The following is a 24,171-nucleotide window of genomic DNA, read 5'->3' as shown; positions in this document are numbered from 1 at the left end:
GCCTGTTATGATCCAGATGCAGAGGAGACTGCGTTAAGGAGACGACGATGGCAGGCGGTTCCATTCCCCATTTTCAGAACGATGCGGGCCACCCGGCAATCGACATCGGCGTCAAGGAATTCATGTGCACTGGTGCCAATCCGCCTTTCGACCACCCGCATGTGTTTCTCGACATGGGTAGCGACGATGAAAAAGTCTGCCCCTATTGCTCGACGCTTTACCGCTATTCGCCAAAGCTGAAGGCGACGGAAACGCTGCCGGCCGGCTGCATCTATATCGACCAGGCCGCCTGAGTCGCGACAAGCCCGATGAATGACACGCGTTCCCGGCAAGTCGTCATCGCCGGGGCGGGCGTCGCCGGGCTGACCGCAGCCCTTGCGTTCGCCGAACGCGGCTACTCGGTACGGGTGTTCGAACAGGCGCGGCGTCTGGAAGCAGCCGGTGCTGGCCTCCAGCTTTCTCCTAACGCGACACGCATCCTTCGCCAGCTTGGCGTGCTCGACCGGCTGCTGCCGGCAGCGGTGCGGCCGGAAGCGGTGGTCTTGAAGGACGCAGCGACGTTGCGCGAACTGGCGCGGGTGCCGCTGGGACAAGCCGCTGAAACACGCTGGCAAGCGCCCTATCTCGTCGCTCACAGGGCCGATCTGCAGAGCGCACTGACCGCGCGCGTCGCCGAGATGCCGGATATCCGTCTCACCACCGGCGTCCGTATCGGCAGCGTTGCCACCGGCACGCATGGCATCACCGCGACGGCGGAGTTCGACGGCAAGACCATCGCGGCCGAGGGCTTCCTGCTGGTTGGCGCCGATGGCGTCTGGTCGTCAGTGCGCGCCCTTGTCGATTCGGCCAAAAGGGCGACCTCGCCAAGAAGCCGGTTTTCCGGCGAACTGGCTTGGCGCGCGACCATTGCCGCGCAGAGTGCCGCAGGGCAGGCTTTCGCGGCGATCGGCACTCCGGACTGCGTCACCACCTTCCTGTATCCGGGCTTCCATATGGTGGCCTACCCCGTCAGCAAGGGCGACGCCTTCAACCTCGTCGCCTTCACCAGAGGCGAGCGTATTGCCGAGGGCTGGTCCGGCCATGCCGATCCCGGGATCCTCGCCAGCGCAATGCGCGGCACCGCGCCTGGTCTTACAGAACTGGTGGAAATGGTTGGTGCGTGGCTGACCTGGCCGCTTCATACTGTCGAACAGAACCAGCCTTGGACGAGGCCGGACGGCATCGCGCTGATCGGCGACGCCGCGCATGCGATGACCCCGTTCGCGGCGCAAGGTGCGGCCATGGCGATCGAGGATGCGGCGATGCTTGCCGATATCATCGCCGACTTCCCCGCCGATCCGGCACAAAGTCTTCAAATCTGGGAGAACCTGCGGCGGCCGCGCGTCGCCAGGGTCGCGCGTCGCGGCGCCGTCAACCGCCTTGCCTGGCATGCCACAGGCCCAGTGGCTATCGCGCGCAATCTGTTCCTGAGAATGCGTTCGTCGGACAGGCTCGCCGCCGATCTGGATTGGCTTTATGGCTGGCAGCCGCAGAAAATCATCCGACGCTGAAGCTTGAATACCAGCACATTGAACACGGCTAGTTATACAGCCGCATCGACAGGCCAAGCGATACAGGCAGCGGGTTCCACCAGCCGGTGCGCAGGCCGGCGGTGCGCAAGGCGGCCGCCGTCCAGATGTTGCAGCCGACCAGCGCGTTGAAATGGCCCTTGGCTTCGTAGAAGCCGTCGAACCTGGAATAGGCCGCATCCGGAACAAGGATCGGACCCTTCGGCCCCTGCTGGAAACTCGCATCGATAAAATCGAGCAGCGCCGTAAAATGCTCCTCGCCGATGTCGAAACCCGCGACGTCCGGGCGCGATTCTGCGATATCACCGGCGACATCGACATGCATGACCGAAGCATCGATGGTCAGCGCCTTCATCACCGGCACCGCCTTCAACTCAGACCATGTCGGCGTCTCCAGGTAGAAAGCGCGGCCGCCCCAGCCGAAGACGATGTAGCGCACCTCCGGACTGTCGGCTGGTATGCCGGCGTCGACCAGGAAGCGGAAGCGCTGGCGCACGGCATCGTCGACCGGAATGGCGATGTCCGTGTGGATCGGGTTCTTCAGCACCAGGATGTGGCGCGCCGCGGCGGGCGTGGCGGCGGCCGACCGCCACAGCGGCCGCGGCACGAGAGCGCCCATCGTCGCAGCGAGCGCAACGACGATCAACAGCAGGCCAAGAAAACGTCCCAGCTTTTTCATGAATGACGGCCCTGCAAACGCGCCCCGGCGCAACACAAACCGCCCCCCTCCTGCTCATCCATACGCAAAAGAGCCCGGCACTGTTTCAGCCGGGCTCCCCGTGGCCGTCGAAGGCCTAGTGCAGGATCTGCGACAGGAACAGCTTTGTGCGCTCGTGGCGCGGGTGGTCGAAGAACTCGGCCGGCGTGTTCTGCTCGACGATCTGGCCCTGATCCATGAAGATCACGCGGTTGGCGACCTTGCGGGCAAAGCCCATCTCGTGGGTGACGCACAGCATGGTCATGCCTTCTTCGGCAAGGCCAACCATCGTCTCCAGCACTTCCTTGATCATTTCCGGATCGAGCGCCGAGGTCGGCTCGTCGAACAGCATGATGCGCGGGTTCATGCACAGCGAACGGGCGATCGCCACGCGCTGCTGCTGGCCGCCGGACAGCTGACCGGGATATTTGTGGGCCTGTTCCGGGATCTTGACGCGCTTGAGGAAATGCATGGCGATTTCCTCGGCCTGCTTCTTCGGCGTCTTGCGCACCCAGATCGGCGCCAGCGTGCAATTCTCCAGGATGGTCAGATGCGGGAACAGGTTGAAGTGCTGGAACACCATGCCCACCTCGCGGCGCACCTCGTCGATCTTCTTGAGATCGTTGGTCAGCTCCTTGCCGTCGACAATGATCTTGCCCTTCTGGTGCTCTTCCAGGCGATTGATGCAGCGGATCATTGTCGATTTGCCGGAGCCTGACGGGCCGCAGATGACGATCCGCTCGCCGCGCATCACTTTCAGATTGATGTCCTTGAGCACATGGAATTCGCCATACCATTTGTGCATGGCGATGATGTCGATGGCGACATCGGTGGTGGAAATCTGCATCTTGGCGGCGTTGACCTTGATCTCTTCCGCGCTGACGGCGTTTTCGGTGGCCATGACGGGATCCCCTTGTTCTTTTGTTTAGCGTTTGTGGCCGGTGTCGAGCCGGCGTTCGGTGAACATTGAATAGCGCGACATGCCGAAACAGAACAGCCAGAAGACGAAGGCCGCGAAGATCAGGCCGGATCTGGCCGTCTGCGCTGTTGCCCAGTTTGGGTCGGAGAAGTTCTGCTTCACGATGCCGAGCAGGTCGAACATCGAAATGATGATGACCAGGCTGGTGTCCTTGAACATGCCGATGAAGGTGTTGACGATGCCCGGAATGACCAATTTCAGTGCCTGCGGCATGACGATGAAATACATCTTCTGCCAATAGCCGAGACCGAGCGAATCGGCACCTTCATACTGGCCCTTGGGGATCGCCTGCAGGCCGCCGCGCACCACTTCAGCCATGTAGGCGGCGGAAAACAGCGACACGCCGATCAGCGCGCGCAGGAACTTGTCGAAGCTTACTCCCTCGGGCAGGAACAGCGGCAGCATGACGCTGGCAAAGAACAACACGGTGATCAGCGGGATGCCGCGCACCGTCTCGATGAAAACGACGCACAGCGTCTTGATGATCGGCATCTTGGAACGCCGGCCAAGCGCCAGCACTATGCCCAGCGGCAGCGACACGGCAATACCGACGAAGGACAGGCTGAGCGTTACCAGCAGCCCGCCCCACAGCGAGGTCTCGACATGTGGCAGGCCGAACATGCCGCCGACCAAGAGGACGAAGGCGACGATCGGCAGCGCAAAGAACAGCAGAACGGCATTCAGCCCTTTGCGCGGCACCTTCGGGATGAGCATCGGCACCAGCAGCGCCACGAACAGGATGGCGACCAGGATCGGCCGCCAGCGCTCCTCGATCGGATAGCGCCCGACCATGAACTGACCGAATTTGGCGTTGACGAAGGCCCAGCAGGCACCGGTCCAGCCATCCGGCTGGATTCCGCCTTGCGCCACGGTGGCGCATACGGTCCGGTCCGCTCCCGTCCACACAGCGTTGATGAACGCCCAGTTGATGATTTGCGGCAGGATCATCGCCACCAGCGCGATGCCGGCGATGGTCAAAATGGTGTCGCCGGCGGAAGCGATCAGGTTCTTGCGCACCCACGCACCGAGACCCGTGACGCCGGCTGGCGCCGGCTGCGCCAGCGCCATTTCGGTACGCACCCAGGACATATCATGTTCTTGCATGTCCTTACCTCTCCACCAGCGCCATTTTGGCGTTGAACCAGTTCATCACAAGCGAGGTCAGCAGGCTGATGGCCAGATAAATCACCATCATGATCACCACGCCCTCGACAGCCTGACCGGTCTGGTTCAGCACCGTACCGGCGGTCGCCGTAAGGTCCGGATAGCCGATGGCGATGGCGAGCGACGAGTTCTTGGTCAGGTTGAGATATTGGCTGGTCAGCGGCGGAATGACGATGCGCATGGCCTGCGGCACGACGACCAGCCGCAGGATCGATCCGGGCCGCAACCCCAACGCACCGGCAGCTTCCGTCTGGCCCTTGCTGACGCCCCTGATGCCGGCGCGTACGATCTCGGCAATGAAGGCGGCGGTATAGCAGGACAGCGCCAGATACAGCGACAGGAACTCCGGCCTGACCTGGAAGCCGCCGGTCAGATTGAACGTCGATTGCTTCGGGTAGTCGAAAGTCAGGGGAAAGCCGCTCAGCGCATAGGCGAGCAACGGCAGCCCGACGATCAGCGCGGCGGACGTCCAGAACACGGGAAATTGCTGGCCGGTCGCCATCTGCCGTTGCCGCGCTTTGCGCGCGACGAACCACGCCATGGCGATGCCGACAAGCAGAGCGACGAAGATCAGCCAGGAGCCGTCGCCCCACACGGCGCGTGGAAAATAGAAGCCGCGCTGGTTGAGGAAGGAGCCGAACGGCAGGTTGATGCTGTCGCGTGGCGCCGGCAGCACGGCCAGCACGCCGGAATACCAGAAGAAGATGACCAGCAGCGGCGGGATGTTGCGGAACACCTCGACATAGACCGTGCAGATCTTCCTGATCAGCCAGTTCTGCGAAAGCCGGCCAATGCCGACAATGAAGCCGATGATTGTCGCGGTGATGATGCCGACGATGGCGACGATGACAGTATTGAGGAAGCCGACCAAGATGGCGCGGCCATAGGTCGAATCCGACGAATAGGCGATGGCGCTCTCGCTGATGTCGAAGCCAGCGCGGCCCTTGAGGAAGCCGAAGCCCGAAGCGATGTGCAGGCGCGTCAGGTTGGCAATGACGTTGTGGGCAATCCACCAGACGCCCGCCACCAGCACGACGACGACCAACGCCTGGAAAAATATACCCCGGACCTTCGGATCGTTGATGAAGGAACCGCGGCTGGGCTCCTCGCGAAGAACTTCCTGCGATGCCATTCGACCGTCCCCTGGAAAGAGAAACCGGGAGGCAGACGATCTGCCTCCCGGATCACATTTCGATCAGCGGATCGGCGCACCGTATTGCAGGCCGCCCTTGGTCCACAGCGCGTTGATGCCACGCGCGATCTTCAGGGGGCTGCCCGAACCGACATTGCGCTCGAACATTTCTCCGTAATTGCCGACGGCCTTGACGATGTTGACCACCCAGTCATTGGAGACGCCGAGATCGGTGCCGATCTTGGTATCGGCTTCCTGGCCGAGCACGCGCTTGATTTCCGGGCTGGCGGAGTTCTTCATTTCGTCGACATTGGCCTTGGTGATGCCGAGTTCCTCAGCGTCGAGCAGCGCGAAATAGGTCCACTTGACGATGTGGTACCACTGGTCGTCGCCCTGGCGAACGGCCGGTCCGAGCGGCTCCTTGGAGATGATCTCGGGCAGCACGACGTGGTCGGCCGGCGATCCCAGCGTCAGGCGGATGCCGTAGAGACCCGACTGATCGGTGGTGTAGACGTCGCAGCGGCCGGCGTCATAGGCGGCGTTGACCTCTTCCAGCTTTTCGAAGACGACCGGATTGTACTCCATCTTGTTGGCCTTGAAGTAGTCGGCGAGGTTTAGCTCGGTCGTCGTGCCGCTCTGCACGCAGACGGCGGCGCCGGAAAGCTGCAGCGCGGAATTGACGCCCGGCAGCTTCTTGGCGTTGATCATGAAACCCTGGCCGTCATAGTAGGTGACGCCGATGAAGTTCAGGCCAAGTGCCGTGTCGCGGTTGATCGTCCAGGTGGTGTTGCGCGACAGGATGTCGACCTCGCCGGACTGCAGCGCGGTGAAACGCTCCTTGGCGCTGAGCGGCGTGAACTTGACCTTGGTACCGTCGCCAAAGACGGCGGCCGCGACAGCGCGGCAGAAATCCGCATCGATGCCTTGCCAGTCACCCTTGTCGTCCGGCGCCGAGAAGCCGGCCAGGCCGGTCGAGACGCCGCACTGGATGAAGCCCTTCGCCTTGACGGTGTCAAGCGTGCCTGCCGACGCGGCCGACGCCACCAACCCAAGCGTGGCGGCGCCAAGAATGCCGATAGCAATATGTTTCATGACCCACAGACCCTTTTCTCTGTTTTTCAGGGCAAACCCCGATCTTTTTCCCATGTGAACGCAGCTCCCATTCCGGCCCATTCCCGGAACCCCCGCATCGTAACCGACGCGCTGCCTCCCATTCACAAATGTCATCGAAGGCGATAATTCCCGTGAGGTCAAGGGAAATGACCGAAACCGAAAGAGTTTGAAAACCGATTGCCGTAAATGCCTGATTTACAGACAAACGCGCCCGCGATTTGGTCAGGAGCGCAAATAAAGGCGGCAATGCTCGTTCAACACAAATGAGGGCCGCGGCAGCGAAATCCATCCCAGGCAACACCTCGGCGTTATTGACCTCAATGGGCAATGAATTGCCATGTCCAAAGACTGTCATCTGTTGGTTGCCGGGTGGTTGCAGGCCAATACCGCCCGGAGACAAGGACTGTTCTCAAAGAGCTCGAAGGACGAGCCAGGCGCCGATCGCAGCCATCAACGCGCCGGAGACGCGCGGAATCAACTGTCCGGTCGGGACTGTCTTCTCCAGGAGAACAAGGATGGCGATGCCGGCGATCCACAGCACGTTCATGACGCCGCCGACGAACAGCAGAGCCATCAGCGCCCAGCAGCAACCCAGACAATAGGCGCCGTGATCGATGCCGAGCCGAAGCGCGCCGAGCGGAGCGGAGCGGAACCCGCCATGGCTCACCAGGAACGCGATCGGCGACTGACATTGGCGCAGGCAGACTCCCTTCATCGGCGTCCATTGATAGAGACCGGCGGCGATCAGGACGAGGCCACCGAGGATCGCGCTTCCGGTCGCCATCGAAGGATCGAGCAAGGCGAGACGGGCGAGCAGCCATTGAGCACCGGTCGCCAGGACGCTGAAGACGACCCAGACGGCGAGATAGCCGGCAAAAAACCATCCCGTCGAAGCGATGGGCCGGCCATCCGCCCGCGCCTTGCGACCGACGCCGGCATAGAGCAGCAACATCGGCGCGACCGAGGGCGTCATCATCCCGACCATCATCACCGTCCACATTGTGAAGATGAAAGCGAAATCGGCCGATGACCAGGACCGGAAACCAGGCGCCACGGTGGCGCCCATGTCCATTCCGGCCATGTCGCCGCCTGTGCTGTCCGGTACGGGAGAACCAGGCATGACCATGTCGGCGGTGAGCCACAGCACATAGGCCCAGGCGAGCGCGGCAATCACGACGAGCGCGGCCGTTACGACCGCGCGGTCGCGCCGCAGCAACGCCTCGAGGGCCGTGTCGCCCATTGAATCAGGTCAATGCACGATGCCGCTCTGCGTGAGATGCAGATTGGCGAAATGGCTGTGCGTATCGGCCAACTCGAACTTGATCGGGCCCGTCGCCTTGGTCCAGCCACGTCCGACTTCGGCGATCGCGTATTCGAAGCCGTGCGGCAGGTCGATGCGCGCCCGGTGCTCGGCGCCGGTGACCGGATTCTTGATCGGCTCGCCATGGCCGTCGGTTACGCCCTTGATGTGCAGCCTCCCGGTTCGCGCGTCGACGTCGACCTTCAATTCGATCGGGGCAAAGATCGGATCGTGGAATTTCTCCAGCGTGGTCGAAAAGACCTGGAATATCGTTGCACCTGGTTCGGTGTCCAGACCGCCCAATATGCGAAGCAGTGCTCCACGCTGGGCTTCGGTCGCCCTCTCGTCGATAACCACCGCGGCTTCGCCCTTGCCCTGGTGTATCGCGCCGGGCCAACGGAAAATCCCGACGAACCGCAATCCGTCGAGCTTGGTGTCGCCGTGATGGCCGCTCTCGATTTCCATGCCAGCGACCGCCTGGCAGAATCCGTATGTCGGCATGGCGTTGAACTGGCACGGGCAGCCATAGGCGCAGTTGCAGTTGGTGAATTCGCGCGCCTTCATTGTCCATTTGACGTCGGGCATGGCATTCCTCCCCTTGCCGCGCTCACGCTTCGTGAGCGCCATCCGGATCGTGGAGGACCAGAAGGTCAACCGGCAACAACCATCCGGCAGCATCTGATCGAAGCAATCCGGCGATTAATATTAGCCATAAACCATATACCTTTCCCCGCCGCCTACAATAGGCCGATCGGCGGAGACTGGCGCAGCGCCGACACTGCACCGCGGGGGTCATGCCGCAGCCGCATGGCCGCCTTTTACCGCGACGAATTGGCATATTCGAAGTCCATCTCCTGGCGGACGGTGGCTGTTGCACGGTCCATGGCGCCGCACTATGGCTAGCGGCTTGTCAAACAAGGCGACGCAGAATGGCGAAAGACGGCAGCGAGCACTTTAGCGGCGGGATGGGCATCAACACGCGGCTCGCCCATTCGGGCAACAATCCGCATGACTATTTCGGCTTCGTCAATCCGCCGGTGGTGCATGCCTCGACCGTGCTTTATCGTGACGCGGCGTCGATGGCGGCACGCAGCCAGAAATACACTTACGGCACGCGCGGCACACCGACGACCGATGCCCTTGCCGACGCCATAGACGTGCTGGAAGGCTCGGCCGGCACGATCCTGGTGCCGTCGGGTCTTGCGGCGGTGACGGTGCCGCTGCTCGCCTTCGTCTCGGCCGGCGACCATCTGCTGATCGTCGATACCGTCTATCATCCGACCCGCAACTTCGCAGACACGATGCTGAAGCGGCTGGGTGTCGAGGTCGAGTACTACGCCCCCGATCTCGGTGCCGGTATTGCCGCGTTGATCAAGCCCAACACCAAGGTGGTGTTCACGGAATCGCCAGCGTCCAACACATTCGAGGTGCAGGACATCCCGGCCATCGTCAAGGCGGCGCACGCCGCGGGCGCCATCGTCATGATGGACAATACCTGGGCGACGCCGCTTTATTTCCGTCCGCTCGACCACGGTGTCGACATCTCGATCCATGCGGCGACGAAGTATCCGGCCGGCCATTCCGACGTGCTGCTTGGCACGGTGTCGGCCAATGAGAGCTGCTGGAAGCATCTTTACGAAAGCTTCTGCACGCTTGGCTGCTGCGCCGGACCAGACGACGTCTACCAGGTGCTGCGCGGCTTGCGCAGCATGGGCGTGCGCCTGGAGCACCACCAGCGCAGCACGCTTGCCATCGCCTCCTGGCTCGAGGGCCAGAAAGGCGTGGCGCGCGTGCTCCACCCTGCCCTTCCCAGCCACCCGGACCACGATCTGTGGAAGCGCGACTTCTCCGGCTCGAGCGGCATCTTTTCAATCGTGCTTGCCGGCGGCGGCCAGAAGCAGCAGCACGCCTTCCTCGACGCGCTGCGGATCTTCGGCCTCGGCTATTCCTGGGGTGGTTATGAGAGCCTTGCCGTACCCGTCTGGCTTGGCGACCGCGTTGTTGCAAAAGCGCCCTATGAGGGACCGTTGATCCGCCTGCAGATTGGCCTCGAGGATGTCGACGACCTGAAGGCCGACATTTCGCGCGGCCTGACCGCCGCGGCGGCTGCCTGAAGGATCAGACCACCCGCCAAACTGATTCAGCTGACCGGCGCAAGCATCTCGAAAGACTGGTGAAACACGTGCATCGCGATACGGAACCCGCATGCCGCCGCGAGGATGCAGCCGCAACATAGCGGAATTCTATTCCCACAAACCGCGGCCTCGCGGATCAATTTGGCTTTCAAATTCCACGAGGTCGCGCCATTGCGGTGCGATCATCGCGGTTTCTACTTCCCCTGACTACCGGCAGAGTTTTCGACGTCATGGCTTTCCGCCTTTTTGTTCCCATTCTTGCCGGCGCGACGCTGCGCGAGCGCATCATCGCCTGCATCGGCGCGACGATCGGCATCGCGTTGACCGGCGTGATCGGCGGTCTGGTGCTCGGCAACGGCCCGCACGTGCCGTTGCTGGTGGCGCCGATGGGGGCGTCGGCGGTGCTCCTGTTCGCCGTGCCGGCCAGCCCGCTGGCGCAGCCATGGTCGATCATCGGCGGCAACACGATATCGGCACTGGTCGGGGTGATCGTCGCGCATTTCATACAAGAAACCGCGCTTGCCACCGGCATCGCGGTGGCACTGGCCATCGCCGCCATGTCGTTCACGCGCTGCCTGCATCCGCCGGGCGGGGCCGCCGCCTTGACCGCGGTGTTGGGTGGGCCTGCGGTCATCAGCGCCGGCTTCCTGTTTCCATTCGTGCCGGTGGCGCTGAACTCGATCCTGCTGGTGGCGCTTGGCTACGGTTTCCATAGACTGGCCCGGCGCAACTATCCGCATGTGCCGGTTGCAGCACCGGCGAACAGCCACGGCACCGTCGATCCGCCGGCACAGTCGCGCGTCGGCTTTCAGTCCGAAGACATCGATGCAGCACTTGGCGCACTCGATGAGACATTCGATATCGATCGCAACGATCTCGACCGACTGCTGCGGCAAGTCGAATTGCAGGCGATGTTGCGCGCGCACAAGACCCTTCTGTGCGAGGACATCATGTCGCGCGATGTGATCTCGGTCGACACCCGCACCTCCACTGATGCGGCGCGCCAATTGCTGCTTGACCACAACATCCGTACCTTGCCGGTCGTCAACGCCGAGGCAAGGCTGGCAGGTACCGTCGGATTGCGGGAACTGACCCAGGCCTTCGGCACGGTTGGATCCGTGATATCGCCCGCGGCGACAGCCGCCGCCGGTTTCACCGCCATGGGCCTGCTGCCCGTGCTCACCGACGGCCGCAACCATGCGGTGATCATCGTCGACGACGACAAGCGGATTCTCGGGCTGATCACCCAGACCGATCTCCTGGCGGCCACGGCGCGCCTGCAGGCTGCTGACAGGGCCTCGCTCGGCGCGGTAGGGTAGCCGCCGCCGGACCGGCGAAAAATCTTCGGGAACCTTTTGCCGGCAACGGCGTCCAATCTCTCAATCGAGGTTCCGATTCGCAGATCGGGTTGAGGAAACTGGCCATGCCTGTTGTGTTGACGGTCCTGCCTTCTGCCGCGTCAGACGACACGCAGCTCGTGCGGCGGGCGCTGGCGCGCGACGGCGATGCCTTCCGCACCATCATCAAGACACACAATCAGCGACTCTACCGGATCGCGCGCGGCGTCGTGCGCAATGACAGCGAGGCCGAAGACATCGTCCAGGAGGCCTATGTCAAGGCCTTCGCCCATCTCGATGCGTTTCGCGGCGACTCCTCGCTCGCCACGTGGCTGTCGCGCATCGTCATCAACGAGGCGCTCGGCCGGCTGCGCAAAAGGCGCAGAACGGTGGCACTGCCGGAAAATCCGCAAGCCGAGATCATCCGGTTCCCTCTCAACCCCAGCGACGATCCGGAGCGGACGATGGCGCAACGGCAGATCCTCCAGCTGGTCGAACGGGCCACCGACAGCCTTCCCGATGTCTACCGGACGGTGTTCGTGGCGCGGGTGATCGAGGGGCTGAGCATCGAAGAGACCGCCGATCTTCTCGGCGTGCGGCCGCAAACCGTCAAGACGAGGCTGCACCGCGCCCGCGCCCTGGTGCGCAAGGCACTGGACGACCAGATCGGGCCGGTTCTGCTCGATGCCTTCCCCTTCGCCGGCCGACGTTGCGAAAGGCTGACCAGCGCCGTGATGCGGCGGCTCGGGCTGGAAAGCTGACCCTCAACGGATTCAGTTGATTTTGACGGGAACGTTTGCCGCCGACCAGCATCCAATGACCGTCAACCGAAAAACACTGTCCGGAACGATTTCAGCGTCCGGACGAAGGAGATGCCATGTCTATCCGACACACTGCTGCCCTGGCCGCCCTGCTGCTGCTTGGCACTGCCCCGTTCGCACAGGCCGCCGACAAGCCGACCGATCCGCAGATCGCCCACATCGCCTATACGGCCGGGGTCATCGACGTTGAAACGGCCAAGCTGGCGATCGAGAAATCGAAGACCAAGGAGGTCGTGGATTTCGCCAAGGACATGGTGCGCGACCACGAGGCCGTGAACGTGCAGGCGCTCGACCTGGTCAAGAAACTCAAGGTCACACCGGAAGACAATGCCACCAGCCAGGCGCTGAGCAAGGCCGCCGCCGGGGAGAGAGCCAAGCTTGCCAAGCTCGACGGCGCTGCCTTCGACAAGGCCTATGTCGACAACGAGGTGGCCTACCACAAGCAGGTCAACGGCGCGCTCGAGACGCTGCTCATCCCGTCGGCGCAGAATGCCGAACTGAAGAGCCTGCTGGAAACCGGCCTGAAGATATTCCAGGGCCATGAGCAGCATGCCGAACACGTAGCCGGCATGCTGAAGTAAGGACCGGAAGCATGCCGAAACGCCATCTTTGGATTGCCTTTATGCTGGCCGTCGGCATCGTTCCGGCGCAGGCCGAAACCATCCAGGTCACCATCGACAGGCTGGTGTTCTCGCCAGTTACCGTCGAGGCGAAGGTCGGAGACACGATCGAGTGGGTGAACAAGGATGTGTTCGCCCACACGGCCACCGTGAAAGGTGGCTGGGAGGTAATGATCCCGCCGAAGCAATCCGCAAGCCTCACATTGAAGGCCGCTGGACCGGTCGACTATTTCTGCCGATTCCACCCCAACATGAAAGGCCGTTTGGTGGTGGCGCCCTGATCCAGCGCCAACGAGGCCCGCCTGGCCTCGTCAGGACGCGCGATATGCGTCCATGAGCCGTCATAGCCCGGCTCGCGGCGTGCGATCCAGGCATCCAGCCCTTCGCGCAGATCGGCGGTCGGGGCCATGCGGGCGAACTGCTCGGCCTCGACCAGCAAGCCTTCGGCGATGCTCTGGTTGAGGCCGCGCGCCACTGCCGTGAGGATGCTGGCAATCGCCAGATCGGAGTGCCGCAGGATACGCCTGGCCAGGCCCATCGCGGCCGGCATCAAATCGCCATGCGGCACCACCTGGTTGACCAGACCCAGCTCAAGTGCCCGCGGCGGCGGAAACCAGTCGCCGGTCAAAAGCAGTTCCAGCGCCCGCTTGCGCCCCGCCAGCCTGGGCAAGCGCTGCGTTCCGCCAAAGGTCGGCGGCATTGCAAGATTGATTTCCGGCTTGGCGAACAAAGCACGGTCGCTGGCGATGGCCAGCGGCACGGCCTCGGTGATTTCGCAGCCGCCACCAAAGGCAATGCCGTTGACGGCGGCGATGACGGGTTTGCGAAACGCCTCCAGCCTCGCCGTCAGCCGCTGCCCGCGCATGACGAAGTCACGCATCGCGACATCGACGCCAAGCGCCACGCTGGCTGAGAATTCATGGATGTCGCCACCGGCCGAAAACGCCCGCTCCCCTGCTCCGGTAAGAATGACCGCCCGGACGCTTCCATCGACTTCGATGTCGTCGAGGGCCGAAAGCAGGCGATCGATCAGGGCATAGTTCAGCGCATTGAGTTTCTCCGGCCGGTTGAGGGTGAGAATGGCAATCCCATCGCTGGTCTCGTTAAGGACAAGATCGGTCATTTGGCTTCCTTTCCAACGTGCATTGACCGGAAAGGATCAGGTTTTCGATTGCTTGTATATTCACTAGTCGGTATACTTGGTGCCATGCCTGAAGCATCCAGCCCCACCCGCAAACGCATCGTCGATGCCGCGACGAAGCTCTTCTATGCCGAAGGGATTGGCCGCGTCAGCGTCGATGCCATCGCCGAAAAAGCCGGGCTGACCAAGCGGACGCTGTACTATCACTTCAAGAGCAAGGACGATCTGATCGCTGCCTATCTCGATGGCCGTGACCAGCCCAATCTGAAGCAGATGGCCGGCTGGTTCGATGCCGCTGAAGGTGGTGCCGACCGCAAGGTCGAAGCGATTTTCACCAATCTGGCGCGTGTCGCCCGCCATCCCAAATGGAAAGGATGCGGGTTTCTGCGCACGGCTGCGGAGCTTGCCTCGATGCCTGGACACCCGGCAGTCATGGCCGGATCGCGGCACAAGACAAATTTCGAAAAATGGCTCGCCGCCGAACTGTCGGCCCGCGGCGTCACGGCGCCGCATATGCTGGCGCGCGAGATCGTGCTGCTCATGGACGGCGCCTTCTCGAGCATGCTGATCCACCACAACCCCGACTATATCGGGGCGGCAGGACACGCCGCCGCAACGCTTGTGCGGGCGCGGACCTCAGGCAGCCAAGTCTAAAAGTCTTTGGTTTTTATGCATGTCGTCGCCCCAAAACCGGGGCCACTTTTGGGCGACATGCATTAGGCCGTGTACCCATAAACCCAGCGACGTGATGCGACGAACGCAATGTCCGCTTTACCCCTATAGCGGCCGAGTTCGTGCGGCAGCGCAATATGTCGCGATGGGCCAACAGCGGAAGTCCGGATTCGCGCGCGGGGGCGAGGCCTACCTATCAATAGGCGAGAATGTGCACACGACCTCATACATGCCCGGCTCAAATTTCGCGATCGTGAGCGCCTCTTCGAGAAAGGGTAGCGGTCCAGGATCCTGGCGCATGGACTCATAGTCTTCCACGCTGCGCCACTGCGCATACATGGTCACTTTCGTGCCGTCGAGGCTCCGATGAAGGGTCGAGGAAACAAAGCCAGGTGCCCGGCTGACGAATTCATCGGTCGCGCGCGCAAGCAAATCGAGGAGCCGGTCCTGGTTGGCGGGATCTACCGTGAAGACATTTATTAGGCTGATCATACGGTTCGGTCCTCTCTTTTGTTGCCTGATGCCTTGCCTATCGCGAAGGGGGGAGTTCCAATAGGACCGTCACCATTTTTAGCCTCGCGTCGGATCGACCGCCAGAGGTCGTTGCTGGACGCAAATGACTCGCCCCTGAGAGAACCCTATCAAACCAGAGGTAGGCCGCACCGGGTCAAGGCCATTGATGCCCGTTGCGGGTCATTTTCGACGGATTCAGCGGGGGTTGTCGGCTGGTTGACGTCCGCTTTGCCCCGAAAGCGCCGACCGGAGGCGGGCCAGAAGCGTTGCGCTTGGACCGACCCCCATGATTCAAATTCCCAAAACTGGGGGTCGAATCATGCGCTACGAACTCGCCGACTATGAATGGCTTGCCATCAAGCCGATGCTGCCGAACAAGCCGCGTGGCGTTCCTCGGGTAAACGACCGACGAGTCCTCAATGGTATCTTCTGGGTCCTGCGATCAGGAGCACCCTGGCGTGATCTGCCGGATCACTTTGGCCCTTACACGACCTGCTATAACCGTTTCGTCCGCTGGCGGCGGGCTGGTGTCTGGGGCCGCATCGTCGACGCACTTGCTGCCACCCACGATGCCGCTGTCCAGATGATCGACACATCCATTGTCCGCGTGCATCAGCATGGAGCCTGCATCACACGAAACCAGCGCCAATCGATGGGAAGGTCACGCGGCGGCTTGACGAGCAAAATTCATGCGGTGGTCGATAGCAATGGTCTGCCGGTGCGGCTGGCGCTGAGCCCCGGTGAGGCCCACGACGTGCGGCTAGCGGGAAAACTGCTGTCTCGTCTGAAAGTCGGTTCAATGCTGCTGCCGACCGTGGCTATGACGCCGACTGGATCAGAGAGCTTGCCATGAAGAAAGGCGCTTGGGCCAACATCCCGCCGAAAAGCAATCGCAGCGATCCGATCTGCTTCAGCCCCTATCTCTACCGCGCTCGCAACCAGGTCGAGCGGTTCTTCAACAGGATTAAACAATGTCGTCGGGTGGCGACGCGCTACGACAGGCTCGCCGCCAACTACCTTGCCTTCGTTCAGCTCGCGTCAATCAGGCTATGGCTGCGCCTTATTGAGTCCGCGTCCTAGAACCCAAACGCCAGCCATGCCGTGCCGGCCGCCAGCGTTATCAGCGTCAACGGCAGGCCGACCTTGAAGAAGGCGCCGAATGACAGCGGCGTGCCGGCGGCCCGTGCCTGTTCGGCGACGATCAGGTTGGCGACCGAACCCAGCAGCGTGAAATTGCCGGCCAGCGTCGAGCTCATGGCGACGACCAGCCAGGCGCGCTCGGGGTTTTCAAGGCCGGGTATGAAAGGCCGGAGCGCCAGCACGGCTGGGACATTGCTCATGATGTTGGAGAGCACCGCGGTGAAGCCGGACAGCCGCCAGACATCGTCCAGCCCGAGGTTCTTTGCCGAGGCGATCATGTCTGATGTCAGCAGCGTCTTTTCGGCGCCGGCGACGACCACGAACAGACCGGCGAACATGAACAGCAGTGGGCCGTCGATCTCGCGGTAGATGCGCTCCGGCTTGATGGCGCGGGTGAGCAGGAGGATGGCGCCGCCGATGAGTGCGGCCTTGGCAACGGGCACGCCGGCGAAGAAGGCGATTGCCAGTCCGATGCAGACCACCACCGCCTTCAGCACCTGCCCCTTATGCATGCGGCCACGCGAGACCTCGGGCGTCAGTTGGACCGTGCGGGCGAATTCGGCCCGGTAGACGACGCGGATGATGACAACGACCGCGACGAGGCCGAACAGAGCGACCGGAGCGAGCGCCGCCGAAAAGGCCGGATAGGAAATGCCCGACAGCGCGCCGATGACCATGTTTTGCGGATTGCCGGTGATGGTGGCGACGCTGCCGCAATTCGACGCGGTGGCGGTGGCGATCAGATAAGGGATCGGGTTGCGCTTGATGATTCGGGTGACGTGGACGACGATCGGCGCCATGACAAGGCAGATGGCGTCATTGACGAGGAAGGCCGACAGCACGCCGGTCAGCAGCGTCACCATCACCAAAAGCATGAAGGGCGCGTGCGCGTGCTCGATGGCCATGGCGCCCAGGCCGCGAAAGGCGCCTGACACTTTCAGATGCGCCACCACGATCATCATGCCGAGCAGCAGCGTGATGGTATCGAAATTGATTGCCCGGTAGGCATCCTCCATGCTGAGCGCGCCGACGGCGATCATGGCGGCGCCCCCGAGCAGTGCGATCCCCGCCCGGTCGAGGCGCAGGCCCGGTATGCGGCCAATGGCGACACCGGCGTAAGTCAGGATCAGGATCAGCAGTGCCGCCGCGCCCATCAATGTCATCGTCAAGGAGTCCTGCTCGGTCCGTGGCGCGCCGCTGCCCGTCCGCCCCGTTGGTTCGTTTGCATGCCAGCTCTAGCGCGATGTCGGGATCGATGACAAACACGCCTGGCATGTTGTTGCGCCGCGGGTGTCCGCTCGGCCCAGGGGATGATGTGCCGCTAACGCAGATAGAAATCCAGCCGCTGTCGTAGCGCCTGCGGCGAATACAGTTGCTCGACCGTCTGCCGTGCCTTGAGGCCAACCGTCGCCCTTAACGCTGGGTCGGCTTTGAGTGCGGCCAGAATCCGTGCCGCTTGGTCAGTCGTTTCGAACAGGAAACCGTTTTCGCCATGCCTGATATGGTCGGCATAGCCGCCCTGCGAATGGCAGACCACGGGCAAGCCGCAGGCCATCGCCTCGAACACCACCCGGCCGAACGTCTCCACCACATTCGAGCCGGTGCGATAGTAGAACGCGTCGAGCGTCTGCAGGAACTCTTCAGCCGCAAACTGCCCCTGCGGCAGGAGTTCCAGTCGCGAATGCGGCGCGAGCCTGTCCTTGAGCGGCATCCCGCCCTGAATCCGCACCGCGGCGCCGTCCGCCAGCAATGCCTCGTAGAGCGGCACATCGTCAGCATGATGCTTGTCTGGCGCATCGCGGCTCAGCCGACCCACCGTGAACGGACCATCCGGCCTCGCCCGCCGTTGCGAGAAACGTTCGATGTCGATTGGCGACGGATGCACGATGCCATCGACCCCCAGCATGCGTTTTTGAAAATCGGAAATCAGCACCAGTTCGGTGTTGGGCCAGTTCAGCATGCGTGGCATGCGTGTCGTCAGCGCGATGACTTTCGGGTGAAAGGTATTGAAGACGTAGATCAGCCGGCGCGGCCGCGGGATCAGGTAAGGCCATATTTTGTTGCGCCAATGCGCGCCAAGGAAGACGTAAATACCGCCGTCCGGCACATGCCACTTTGGCAGTGAGATGCGGCGAATCGGGAAATGCCGCATCAACTCGCCGGACACTCTGGAGGAGGTTGCCCACAGACGCACCTCGGAGTCGACGCTCAACAGCCGGTATAGTTCCAGGGCTTCGAGGTCACTGCCGCCAAAAGGATCCTGAAAACCATTGAACAGATGGAGCATGATCGCTGGGCCTGCCTGGCCGGTTTCTTGCCGTTGGCGAAACCTGGCCGTTGTCGTACTGCCCACCCGGGTGATCGAGGGCGGTATTTGACGCAGAGCAGAGCTAACGCTGCTGCGACAAACACCCCCTTCAAACAACACTAGCCGCCCAAGAACTGTTGGTCGTCTATTGCGCGAATCGAGTCAACTAGGGAGCATTTGATGATTGCCAAGTAATCAATCTGTTGCTCAAATACATCACCGGCAGCACAAGCCGCTTTCCTGCGCGTTCTGTCTCGCTTCCTCGTCGATCGCGCTCGCCGAAAGGCAAGCTCTGCCTCAAATTTGCGGAGCCGTGCATCAGTGATCGGGAAGGGTAGACATGGCTCCACTTGCCATGGGAAATCGGCAACGCTATAGGCTCAGTATGGGTGACACTACCTACAGCAAAAATTCTTCCCTGAGCGGGCGGGGAAGTCGGAATTGCCAATATAGTTATAAAGAAAGTGGTCGATATTTTGCGACAGACTTCGATTGTTGATCTGCATAGCCTTTGGGGGCATCAATGAAATGTATGGTCATCAACCTTGATCGGTCTCCCGATCGACTTGCCCACGTCACGGCTGAATTCGCTAGGATTGGCGTTTTGTTCGACCGGGTTCCTGCCATAGACGCGTTGCACCGCTCGGAATTTGCCGAGACTTCGTCCGGTCTAACCCCCACGGAAGTGGCCTGCCTCATGAGCCACAAGGTTTGCTGGAAAATCATCGCGAATGGCGATGATGCCTTTGGTGCGATCTTCGAAGATGACATCCTGTTCTCCGAAGCGGCTGGCCCGATGCTTTCCCACTATGGATGGATTCCGGCCGACGCAGATATCGTCAAGCTGGAAACATACCTAAAGAAGACGGTCATCGCGATGAAGCGCACTTCCGTGGGCCGTGCGTTTTCGGTAGCTAGACTATATGGGCTCCACATCGGAACGGCCGGCTATATCCTTTCGAAGCAAGCAGCGCGCGATCTGATCAGTCGAAGTCTCGATGCGCCCGCAGATCACGTTGTCTTCGATCCGTCGCTTCCGTCGTCGTCAAGCAAAACCATATACCAGCTCTTGCCAGCGCTGTGCGTGCAAAATGATCTTGTGTGCGAGAAGGCGTTCCGGTTGAACAGCCTTCTTAACGAGGAGCGGCTGATGAAACCTAGGGCAAATTCTGCTCCAAAGAGGAGCCCGACCGAAAAGATCGTAGTCGAAACGAGGCGCATAGGTCGGCAGATTTTCGACATCTGCCGTCTCAGGCGGGAGAAGACTATCTCCTTAGCGTGATGTCGGCAAAGCGAAAGCGCCGTCAGCGCGACAGCCTGCACAGATCGGCGTGCTGTCCGATTATCCAAGGCAGGCAGCGACGGTTCAAGGTTGCCATGGCCGCCCTTGATCAGACTGCTTTCAATGCACGGTGGCGACGCTGGGCAGAGGCGGCGAGACGCCCGCCGGATCGAAGCTGACTTGATCGCGTCCGTTCGACTTGGCCGTGTAAAGCCGTCTGTCGGCGGCGGAGAAGATCTCCTCATAGGTGATCGGGCCGGTAAAGCTCGTGCCGCCGATGCTGACGGAAAGCGGGCAAGGCCTGCCACCGGGCGAAAAGTCCATCTCCCTGATACGCCGGCGGATGCTTTCGGCAACCACCCAGGATTGCGACGGATCCACGCCGGGAAGAAACACGCCGAATTCTTCGCCGCCGATGCGGCCGACAAGATCGCCGCCACGCAGTTGCCCTTTGATCGCCTGCGCGATCAGCTTGAGCGCCTGGTCGCCGCAGTCATGGCCCAGGCGGTCATTGATCGATTTGAAGTGGTCGGCGTCGATGATCAGCAGCGCCCCCGAACGGGTCTGCTCCTGCTTGCGGGTCTGCTCGAGATAGGCCTCGACCAGCATCGAGAAGGCACCACGGTTCAGCACCGCTGTCAGGCTGTCGGTCGCGGCTATGACGCTGAGGTCGCGCTGGGCGATGGCCAGCTGCCTGATCTTCCACATGAGGAAAAACAGAAACGAGCCGCCCAGCACCAAAGGCAGCATCAGGTCGGTCATCTGCGCCCGCCACACTGCTTCGGGCGAGAGATAGGGGAAGTTGAAGGAATCGACGAAGAACGCCACGGCAATGAAGAATGCCGTACCGACTATGGTGACAGCGATCACCCTGCCCCAGCTCGTCGGTGACAGATCGAGCTTCATCGCGTTCAACTCCGTTAGCCGCCGCTACTATGACGCACCAACGCAAACAAATTGATAAGACTTTCCCTCCAATTCGATATCGGCATAGCGCGGAGCGCAGGCACCGCCGCCCGCGACAGATGCTTGCGTACGGACGCCGCAGGACGGCCGCCGAAAAAGCGGCCATCCTGGTTCCCGGCTTGAAGGCTTGGACCAAGCAGCTGGCAGAGCAAGCGGTGCTCGAAGCCAGACCGCCCGCCGTCAGTTTAGCGTTGGTTCACCCAGCGCGTCGATGACAAAGGAGGCCGCGATCAGGTCGTCGGCATCAAGGCGGAGGGAGCCTTCGCCGCCTCCCATGATGGAAGCCACTTTCTGAAAGGTCTTCATTTCGAATTCCGTGATCCGGGCGTCCTGCATCCTGGCCTTGAGATCGGCGATGCGCCGATCCAGGGCGGAGGATATTCCTATTTCTCGGTTCGACATTGCAACACTCCTCCCCACCCGTGTTTGCCTCCCACCGATCCGCTTTTTGTATGAGGCTTTGCGAATACAGGCGCCGAAACGCGCCGTGCGCGGGAAAGGTTCCGAAATGGATGAGTCACGAATTAATACGATGCAATCGGCGCCGACAGGGGCAGATGAGCCGATGGTTGCCGGCAAGCAACACAATACCGGGTTGTTTGAGATTTCTGCTTCGGCTTGGCAATGCCGGGGACGTCGATGTTGGAGAATGGATGGTCAGGCATGACTATGCGCTTGACTTCCCGAAATCGAAATATAGCGACGGGTTTGCTCTCGGACTCAGAAATGAGGCCAAGGCAGCAAAGCGCGGTACGTGGGCCGGATCGTTCGACAGGCCGTGGGAATGGCGCAAGCAGATGACGGTTAGGCTACCGCGAAAACGCTATACGAACCCGTCTCTGACTCTGCTATTAATGTTGATGGCGGACCCCAACCCGCCAAAGGCCGGCGCCTTTCCCCAACGCCCCCCACCCAACGGGCGCCGGCCATCTTCCCGCGAAGGTCTGCGAGTCACATGCTGCTGGCCCGCCGGACCGGAGGCGACGGTCGATGCCCTGGCGTCTGCCTCGGCTTAAACGGAATGTCGGCCAGAGATGCGCGGATCGATCTGGTGGACACCGGTAGTGCGCTGCTCATCCGCACGCCGCGCCGCGTTGGGAAGGTTCGCGTCTACCTCCCATTGTCGCTGTGGGTACAACTTTCGGCGGTGGCCCTTCCTGCGGATGCGCTCTGGCTCTTACATTGGAGTGAGCGCATGCTTCCGGTCAGCCAGCACAGCGCTTCCTCGAGCCATACTGGTCAGGCCCAGCGGCCGCCGCTGTTAGTCCCCACTACGACCTTAAGTCGCTGGGCCGCCCCGGTAAAATCCGCTCCGTCAGCGCTTCACTTCGGCGTGACCTCTTCGATCCGCATCTTAGCCGCACTGAATGCGCGCCACCTGCCCGGCGTTGTGGGCATGCATCAACGTCCATGGGATAGCTGTGTGAGCTATCTCATAGTTTATGGCAGCCACGCAGGTATCTTCATTAGCATAGTTGCATATTTTCGCTAAATGGGAGCAAAATGGTGGGTGGTCCACAGCGCAATGTTCGCGGATATCTGACCGGCTACGGCGGGCTCTTGGTAACCCGAGTTGAAGTCCTTGAAGCCGACGGCGAGTGGTTGGTGCGCGTTATCGAACATGATGAAGAGCGCACTTACTCGTTCGCGCTGGAATCTTTTGCCTTAGCCTTCGCGGAAGGCCAGAGGACTCACATAAAGCCTCCCACGCTCGTACGGCTGGAACGCAACCCATCCCCCCTGTTCGTACATGCCCGGTTCACGGCGGTGAACGATCGTTTCTAAGACGTCACAACACGCGACATTGCGGATAACCAAATGGCCGACCCGGTAGGTGCCACTAATCCCTGGTGCTTCGCCTTTGGCATGACTTCCTCCACCCGCACCTTGTCGCCGATCGCTTTCGCCAGCCTGCCTGCCTGCCTGCCTGCCGCGATCAAGACCGACAATGGCGTTCCGTTCGCCAGCCCCAACGCGCTGTTCAACCTCAGCAAGCTGTCGGTCTGGTGGCTGCGGCTGGGATTGACATCGAACGCATCAAGCCGGGCTGCCCGCAGCAGAACGGGCGGCATGAGCGCATGCATCTCACCTTGAAGAAGGAGACCACCAAACCCGCAGGCGCCAACTTTCTTCAGCAACCAGGTTCGATGACTTCATCGACGAGCCAGACCGTCGGCATCAAACAAGCCGAGGATCATATCTGGCTGGCTAGGCGGTTCAATTTATAACGCCACCGGCTTTATTTGTATCTGATCTGCTGATACATAACCCGTGTGACGAGTGCGGGCCATATGTCGAATGAAATCATGGTTGTCGATCCGCTTGAGCGGCTCGACTTGTTGAAGAGCCTCGCGAGCGAGGTCCGGGTCCGGATTCTCGATCTGCTGCACCGCAAGGGGCCGAAAAACGTCAATCAAGTGGCCGAAGAACTGGGTCTTCCGCAATCGACAATTTCCGCAAACATCCAGGTTCTTGCCGATGTCGGTTTGATCGAGACGAAATCACAGAAGGCGCGCAAGGGAAGCCAGAAGGTCTGCTATTCGACTTTCTCCGAGTTGGTTGTCGTCTTCAAGGACCGCACCCCGGCGCAGGATCTCGGCGTCATAGAAGTGGCGATGCCGCTTGGACTCTACACAAGATGCGAAGTTTCCGCCCCCTGCGGCCTGTGTTCAAAGGACGGCGTCATCGGACTTCTCGATGTGCCAGACACTTTCCTCGATCCTGACCGCATGCGGGCCGGGCTGCTGTGGTTCACACGCGGCTTCGTCGAATACCAGTTTCCCAACAATGCGACGCTTGCCAATGCCAAAGTCGGCGGGTTGGAGCTGGCGATGGAGCTTTCGTCCGAGGTGCCGGGCACATCGAAGGATTGGCCATCGGACATCACGATCGCGATCAACGGACACGAGATAGATACCTGGACGGCGCCGGCCGACTATGGCGACAAGCGCGGCAAGCATACGCCCGGCTGGTGGAAGTTGGCCGGATCGCAGTATGGCGATCTCGCACACTGGCGCGTCACGAATAACGGTACCTATCGCAACAATGACAAGGTTTCCAAATGCTCGCTGGCTGATCTGGAGCTCGAGCGGCACCGCTCGATCCGGATACGAATCGGCGTGAAGGAAGATGCGCGTCACCCCGGCGGCATAAACATCTTCGGCAGCGGCTTCGGCAATTACAGCAACGACATCGTTCTGCGCCTGCTGAAGGCTTGAGAGCATACTAGGCCCTTGACGGGCGAACGACCTCCGCCCTTAATTGACCCGCAACCCGGATATAG

At 61.5% G+C, this 24,171-nt stretch carries 24 protein-coding genes and 1 pseudogene; 12 read left to right on the top strand and 13 right to left on the bottom strand.

Annotated features, from left to right (window positions below; translation table 11 throughout):
* Positions 1-47: 47 nt before the first annotated feature.
* Positions 48-293: a zinc-finger domain-containing protein gene (locus tag ASD12_RS26510; RefSeq protein ID WP_056593585.1), complete on the top strand. Its 246-nt coding sequence runs from the start codon at positions 48-50 to the stop codon at positions 291-293.
* Positions 294-308: 15 nt separating this feature from the next.
* The gene (locus ASD12_RS26505; protein ID WP_056593582.1) at positions 309-1,550 is read left to right on the top strand and encodes an FAD-dependent monooxygenase; all 1,242 of its coding nucleotides are present in this window, start codon (positions 309-311) and stop codon (positions 1,548-1,550) included.
* A 28-nt stretch (positions 1,551-1,578) separates the two neighbouring features.
* Here ASD12_RS26505 and ASD12_RS26500 read toward each other — a convergent pair whose 3' ends face one another.
* The 7 genes from ASD12_RS26500 to ASD12_RS26470 form a co-directional block, all read right to left on the bottom strand.
* Positions 1,579-2,247, bottom strand: a complete 669-nt coding sequence (locus tag ASD12_RS26500; protein ID WP_056593579.1) for a TIGR02117 family protein — start codon at positions 2,245-2,247, stop codon at positions 1,579-1,581.
* Between the two features lie 115 nt (positions 2,248-2,362).
* Positions 2,363-3,166 (bottom strand): amino acid ABC transporter ATP-binding protein, encoded by an 804-nt coding sequence (locus ASD12_RS26495; RefSeq protein ID WP_023761950.1) that lies wholly within the window; start codon positions 3,164-3,166, stop codon positions 2,363-2,365.
* A gap of 24 nt (positions 3,167-3,190) precedes the next feature.
* Positions 3,191-4,348 carry an amino acid ABC transporter permease gene (locus ASD12_RS26490; protein ID WP_056593576.1) on the bottom strand — a complete coding sequence of 386 codons (1,158 nt, stop codon included), beginning with the start codon at positions 4,346-4,348 and terminating at the stop codon, positions 3,191-3,193.
* Positions 4,349-4,352: 4 nt separating this feature from the next.
* Positions 4,353-5,540 carry an amino acid ABC transporter permease gene (locus ASD12_RS26485; RefSeq protein ID WP_056593573.1) on the bottom strand — a complete coding sequence of 396 codons (1,188 nt, stop codon included), beginning with the start codon at positions 5,538-5,540 and terminating at the stop codon, positions 4,353-4,355.
* Positions 5,541-5,603: 63 nt separating this feature from the next.
* Entirely contained in the window at positions 5,604-6,632 is a 1,029-nt protein-coding gene (locus tag ASD12_RS26480; protein ID WP_056593570.1) for an amino acid ABC transporter substrate-binding protein, read from the bottom strand.
* Positions 6,633-7,062: 430 nt separating this feature from the next.
* Positions 7,063-7,893: a DUF2182 domain-containing protein gene (locus ASD12_RS26475; RefSeq protein ID WP_056593566.1), complete on the bottom strand. Its 831-nt coding sequence runs from the start codon at positions 7,891-7,893 to the stop codon at positions 7,063-7,065.
* Positions 7,894-7,902: 9 nt separating this feature from the next.
* Positions 7,903-8,538, bottom strand: a complete 636-nt coding sequence (locus ASD12_RS26470; RefSeq protein ID WP_056593564.1) for a DUF1326 domain-containing protein — start codon at positions 8,536-8,538, stop codon at positions 7,903-7,905.
* A 344-nt stretch (positions 8,539-8,882) separates the two neighbouring features.
* Between ASD12_RS26470 and ASD12_RS26465 the strand changes: the two genes are divergently transcribed.
* The 5 genes from ASD12_RS26465 to ASD12_RS26445 all read left to right on the top strand — a co-directional run bounded on the left by ASD12_RS26465 (position 8,883) and on the right by ASD12_RS26445 (position 13,147).
* Positions 8,883-10,067 (top strand): cystathionine beta-lyase, encoded by a 1,185-nt coding sequence (locus ASD12_RS26465; RefSeq protein WP_056593560.1) that lies wholly within the window; start codon positions 8,883-8,885, stop codon positions 10,065-10,067.
* A 251-nt stretch (positions 10,068-10,318) separates the two neighbouring features.
* Positions 10,319-11,407 carry an HPP family protein gene (locus tag ASD12_RS26460; protein ID WP_056593557.1) on the top strand — a complete coding sequence of 363 codons (1,089 nt, stop codon included), beginning with the start codon at positions 10,319-10,321 and terminating at the stop codon, positions 11,405-11,407.
* 104 nt (positions 11,408-11,511) lie between these two features.
* Positions 11,512-12,186: an RNA polymerase sigma factor gene (locus ASD12_RS26455; protein ID WP_056593553.1), complete on the top strand. Its 675-nt coding sequence runs from the start codon at positions 11,512-11,514 to the stop codon at positions 12,184-12,186.
* A 116-nt stretch (positions 12,187-12,302) separates the two neighbouring features.
* Positions 12,303-12,827, top strand: coding sequence for a DUF4142 domain-containing protein (locus tag ASD12_RS26450; RefSeq protein ID WP_056593550.1), 525 nt, complete (start codon positions 12,303-12,305; stop codon positions 12,825-12,827).
* A gap of 11 nt (positions 12,828-12,838) precedes the next feature.
* Positions 12,839-13,147 (top strand): cupredoxin family copper-binding protein, encoded by a 309-nt coding sequence (locus tag ASD12_RS26445; protein WP_056593548.1) that lies wholly within the window; start codon positions 12,839-12,841, stop codon positions 13,145-13,147.
* On the opposite strand, the gene ASD12_RS26440 is transcribed toward ASD12_RS26445, so the two are convergent.
* Positions 13,093-13,989 (bottom strand): crotonase/enoyl-CoA hydratase family protein, encoded by an 897-nt coding sequence (locus tag ASD12_RS26440; RefSeq protein ID WP_056593545.1) that lies wholly within the window; start codon positions 13,987-13,989, stop codon positions 13,093-13,095. The genes ASD12_RS26445 and ASD12_RS26440 overlap by 55 nt on opposite strands.
* A gap of 84 nt (positions 13,990-14,073) precedes the next feature.
* On the opposite strand from ASD12_RS26440, the gene ASD12_RS26435 reads away from it, so the two are divergent.
* Positions 14,074-14,661, top strand: a complete 588-nt coding sequence (locus ASD12_RS26435) for a TetR/AcrR family transcriptional regulator (RefSeq protein ID WP_056594484.1) — start codon at positions 14,074-14,076, stop codon at positions 14,659-14,661.
* Positions 14,662-14,868: 207 nt separating this feature from the next.
* On the opposite strand, the gene ASD12_RS26430 is transcribed toward ASD12_RS26435, so the two are convergent.
* Positions 14,869-15,171 carry an antibiotic biosynthesis monooxygenase family protein gene (locus ASD12_RS26430; protein ID WP_056593542.1) on the bottom strand — a complete coding sequence of 101 codons (303 nt, stop codon included), beginning with the start codon at positions 15,169-15,171 and terminating at the stop codon, positions 14,869-14,871.
* A gap of 340 nt (positions 15,172-15,511) precedes the next feature.
* On the opposite strand from ASD12_RS26430, the gene ASD12_RS33665 reads away from it, so the two are divergent.
* Positions 15,512-16,272, top strand: a protein-coding gene (locus ASD12_RS33665) for an IS5 family transposase (protein WP_162252292.1) whose coding sequence is annotated in 2 segments (ribosomal slippage) — positions 15,512-15,998 and positions 15,998-16,272 — 762 coding nt in all. Because the reading frame shifts where the segments join, the coding sequence is not laid out codon by codon here.
* Here the strand turns inward: ASD12_RS33665 and ASD12_RS26415 are convergent.
* Together ASD12_RS26415 and ASD12_RS26410 are read right to left on the bottom strand one after the other, a co-directional pair.
* Positions 16,269-17,495 carry an anion transporter gene (locus ASD12_RS26415; protein WP_056593535.1) on the bottom strand — a complete coding sequence of 409 codons (1,227 nt, stop codon included), beginning with the start codon at positions 17,493-17,495 and terminating at the stop codon, positions 16,269-16,271. The two genes, ASD12_RS33665 and ASD12_RS26415, sit on opposite strands and share 4 nt — an antisense overlap.
* Positions 17,496-17,653: 158 nt before the next feature.
* Positions 17,654-18,757 carry a glycosyltransferase gene (locus ASD12_RS26410; protein ID WP_244482987.1) on the bottom strand — a complete coding sequence of 368 codons (1,104 nt, stop codon included), beginning with the start codon at positions 18,755-18,757 and terminating at the stop codon, positions 17,654-17,656.
* Positions 18,758-19,163: 406 nt separating this feature from the next.
* Here ASD12_RS26410 and ASD12_RS26405 point away from each other — a divergent pair, with 406 nt between their 5' ends.
* Complete coding sequence (locus tag ASD12_RS26405; RefSeq protein ID WP_056593529.1) at positions 19,164-19,922, top strand: glycosyltransferase family 25 protein; 759 nt, start codon at positions 19,164-19,166, stop codon at positions 19,920-19,922.
* Positions 19,923-20,042: 120 nt separating this feature from the next.
* Here ASD12_RS26405 and ASD12_RS26400 read toward each other — a convergent pair whose 3' ends face one another.
* Together ASD12_RS26400 and ASD12_RS26395 are read right to left on the bottom strand one after the other, a co-directional pair.
* A complete protein-coding gene (locus ASD12_RS26400; RefSeq protein WP_056593526.1) occupies positions 20,043-20,828 on the bottom strand; it encodes a GGDEF domain-containing protein in 786 nt (261 codons plus the stop codon).
* 240 nt (positions 20,829-21,068) lie between these two features.
* Positions 21,069-21,290, bottom strand: coding sequence for a hypothetical protein (locus ASD12_RS26395; RefSeq protein ID WP_056593524.1), 222 nt, complete (start codon positions 21,288-21,290; stop codon positions 21,069-21,071).
* Positions 21,291-22,811: 1,521 nt separating this feature from the next.
* Between ASD12_RS26395 and ASD12_RS26385 the strand changes: the two are divergent.
* Positions 22,812-23,070 (top strand): annotated as a pseudogene (locus ASD12_RS26385) (integrase core domain-containing protein); the annotation flags it as partial.
* A 109-nt stretch (positions 23,071-23,179) separates the two neighbouring features.
* Positions 23,180-24,106: a transcriptional regulator gene (locus ASD12_RS26380; RefSeq protein ID WP_056593516.1), complete on the top strand. Its 927-nt coding sequence runs from the start codon at positions 23,180-23,182 to the stop codon at positions 24,104-24,106.
* Positions 24,107-24,171: the final 65 nt, after the last annotated feature.

Origin of the sequence: Mesorhizobium sp. Root102 (genome assembly GCF_001425625.1) — a bacterium.
In the GTDB taxonomy this organism is placed as follows: Bacteria; Pseudomonadota; Alphaproteobacteria; order Rhizobiales; family Rhizobiaceae; genus Mesorhizobium.
This window is presented reverse-complemented; position numbering and strand designations above follow the sequence as displayed.

Excerpts from the sequence above, each read along its gene's own strand:
- ASD12_RS26395 (WP_056593524.1), bottom strand. The coding sequence starts at position 21,290 with ATGTCGAACCGAGAAATAGGAATATCCTCCGCCCTGGATCGGCGCATC.
- ASD12_RS26500 (WP_056593579.1), bottom strand. The coding sequence starts at position 2,247 with ATGAAAAAGCTGGGACGTTTTCTTGGCCTGCTGTTGATCGTCGTTGCG.
- ASD12_RS26470 (WP_056593564.1), bottom strand. The coding sequence starts at position 8,538 with ATGCCCGACGTCAAATGGACAATGAAGGCGCGCGAATTCACCAACTGC.
- ASD12_RS26380 (WP_056593516.1), top strand. The coding sequence starts at position 23,180 with ATGTCGAATGAAATCATGGTTGTCGATCCGCTTGAGCGGCTCGACTTG.
- ASD12_RS26505 (WP_056593582.1), top strand. The coding sequence starts at position 309 with ATGAATGACACGCGTTCCCGGCAAGTCGTCATCGCCGGGGCGGGCGTC.
- ASD12_RS26445 (WP_056593548.1), top strand. The coding sequence starts at position 12,839 with ATGCCGAAACGCCATCTTTGGATTGCCTTTATGCTGGCCGTCGGCATC.
- ASD12_RS26440 (WP_056593545.1), bottom strand. The coding sequence starts at position 13,989 with ATGACCGATCTTGTCCTTAACGAGACCAGCGATGGGATTGCCATTCTC.
- ASD12_RS26430 (WP_056593542.1), bottom strand. The coding sequence starts at position 15,171 with ATGATCAGCCTAATAAATGTCTTCACGGTAGATCCCGCCAACCAGGAC.
- ASD12_RS26480 (WP_056593570.1), bottom strand. The coding sequence starts at position 6,632 with ATGAAACATATTGCTATCGGCATTCTTGGCGCCGCCACGCTTGGGTTG.
- ASD12_RS26405 (WP_056593529.1), top strand. The coding sequence starts at position 19,164 with ATGAAATGTATGGTCATCAACCTTGATCGGTCTCCCGATCGACTTGCC.
- ASD12_RS26475 (WP_056593566.1), bottom strand. The coding sequence starts at position 7,893 with ATGGGCGACACGGCCCTCGAGGCGTTGCTGCGGCGCGACCGCGCGGTC.
- ASD12_RS26455 (WP_056593553.1), top strand. The coding sequence starts at position 11,512 with ATGCCTGTTGTGTTGACGGTCCTGCCTTCTGCCGCGTCAGACGACACG.
- ASD12_RS26490 (WP_056593576.1), bottom strand. The coding sequence starts at position 4,348 with ATGCAAGAACATGATATGTCCTGGGTGCGTACCGAAATGGCGCTGGCG.
- ASD12_RS26450 (WP_056593550.1), top strand. The coding sequence starts at position 12,303 with ATGTCTATCCGACACACTGCTGCCCTGGCCGCCCTGCTGCTGCTTGGC.
- ASD12_RS26400 (WP_056593526.1), bottom strand. The coding sequence starts at position 20,828 with ATGAAGCTCGATCTGTCACCGACGAGCTGGGGCAGGGTGATCGCTGTC.
- ASD12_RS26510 (WP_056593585.1), top strand. The coding sequence starts at position 48 with ATGGCAGGCGGTTCCATTCCCCATTTTCAGAACGATGCGGGCCACCCG.
- ASD12_RS26415 (WP_056593535.1), bottom strand. The coding sequence starts at position 17,495 with ATGACATTGATGGGCGCGGCGGCACTGCTGATCCTGATCCTGACTTAC.
- ASD12_RS26495 (WP_023761950.1), bottom strand. The coding sequence starts at position 3,166 with ATGGCCACCGAAAACGCCGTCAGCGCGGAAGAGATCAAGGTCAACGCC.
- ASD12_RS26460 (WP_056593557.1), top strand. The coding sequence starts at position 10,319 with ATGGCTTTCCGCCTTTTTGTTCCCATTCTTGCCGGCGCGACGCTGCGC.
- ASD12_RS26435 (WP_056594484.1), top strand. The coding sequence starts at position 14,074 with ATGCCTGAAGCATCCAGCCCCACCCGCAAACGCATCGTCGATGCCGCG.
- ASD12_RS26485 (WP_056593573.1), bottom strand. The coding sequence starts at position 5,540 with ATGGCATCGCAGGAAGTTCTTCGCGAGGAGCCCAGCCGCGGTTCCTTC.
- ASD12_RS26465 (WP_056593560.1), top strand. The coding sequence starts at position 8,883 with ATGGCGAAAGACGGCAGCGAGCACTTTAGCGGCGGGATGGGCATCAAC.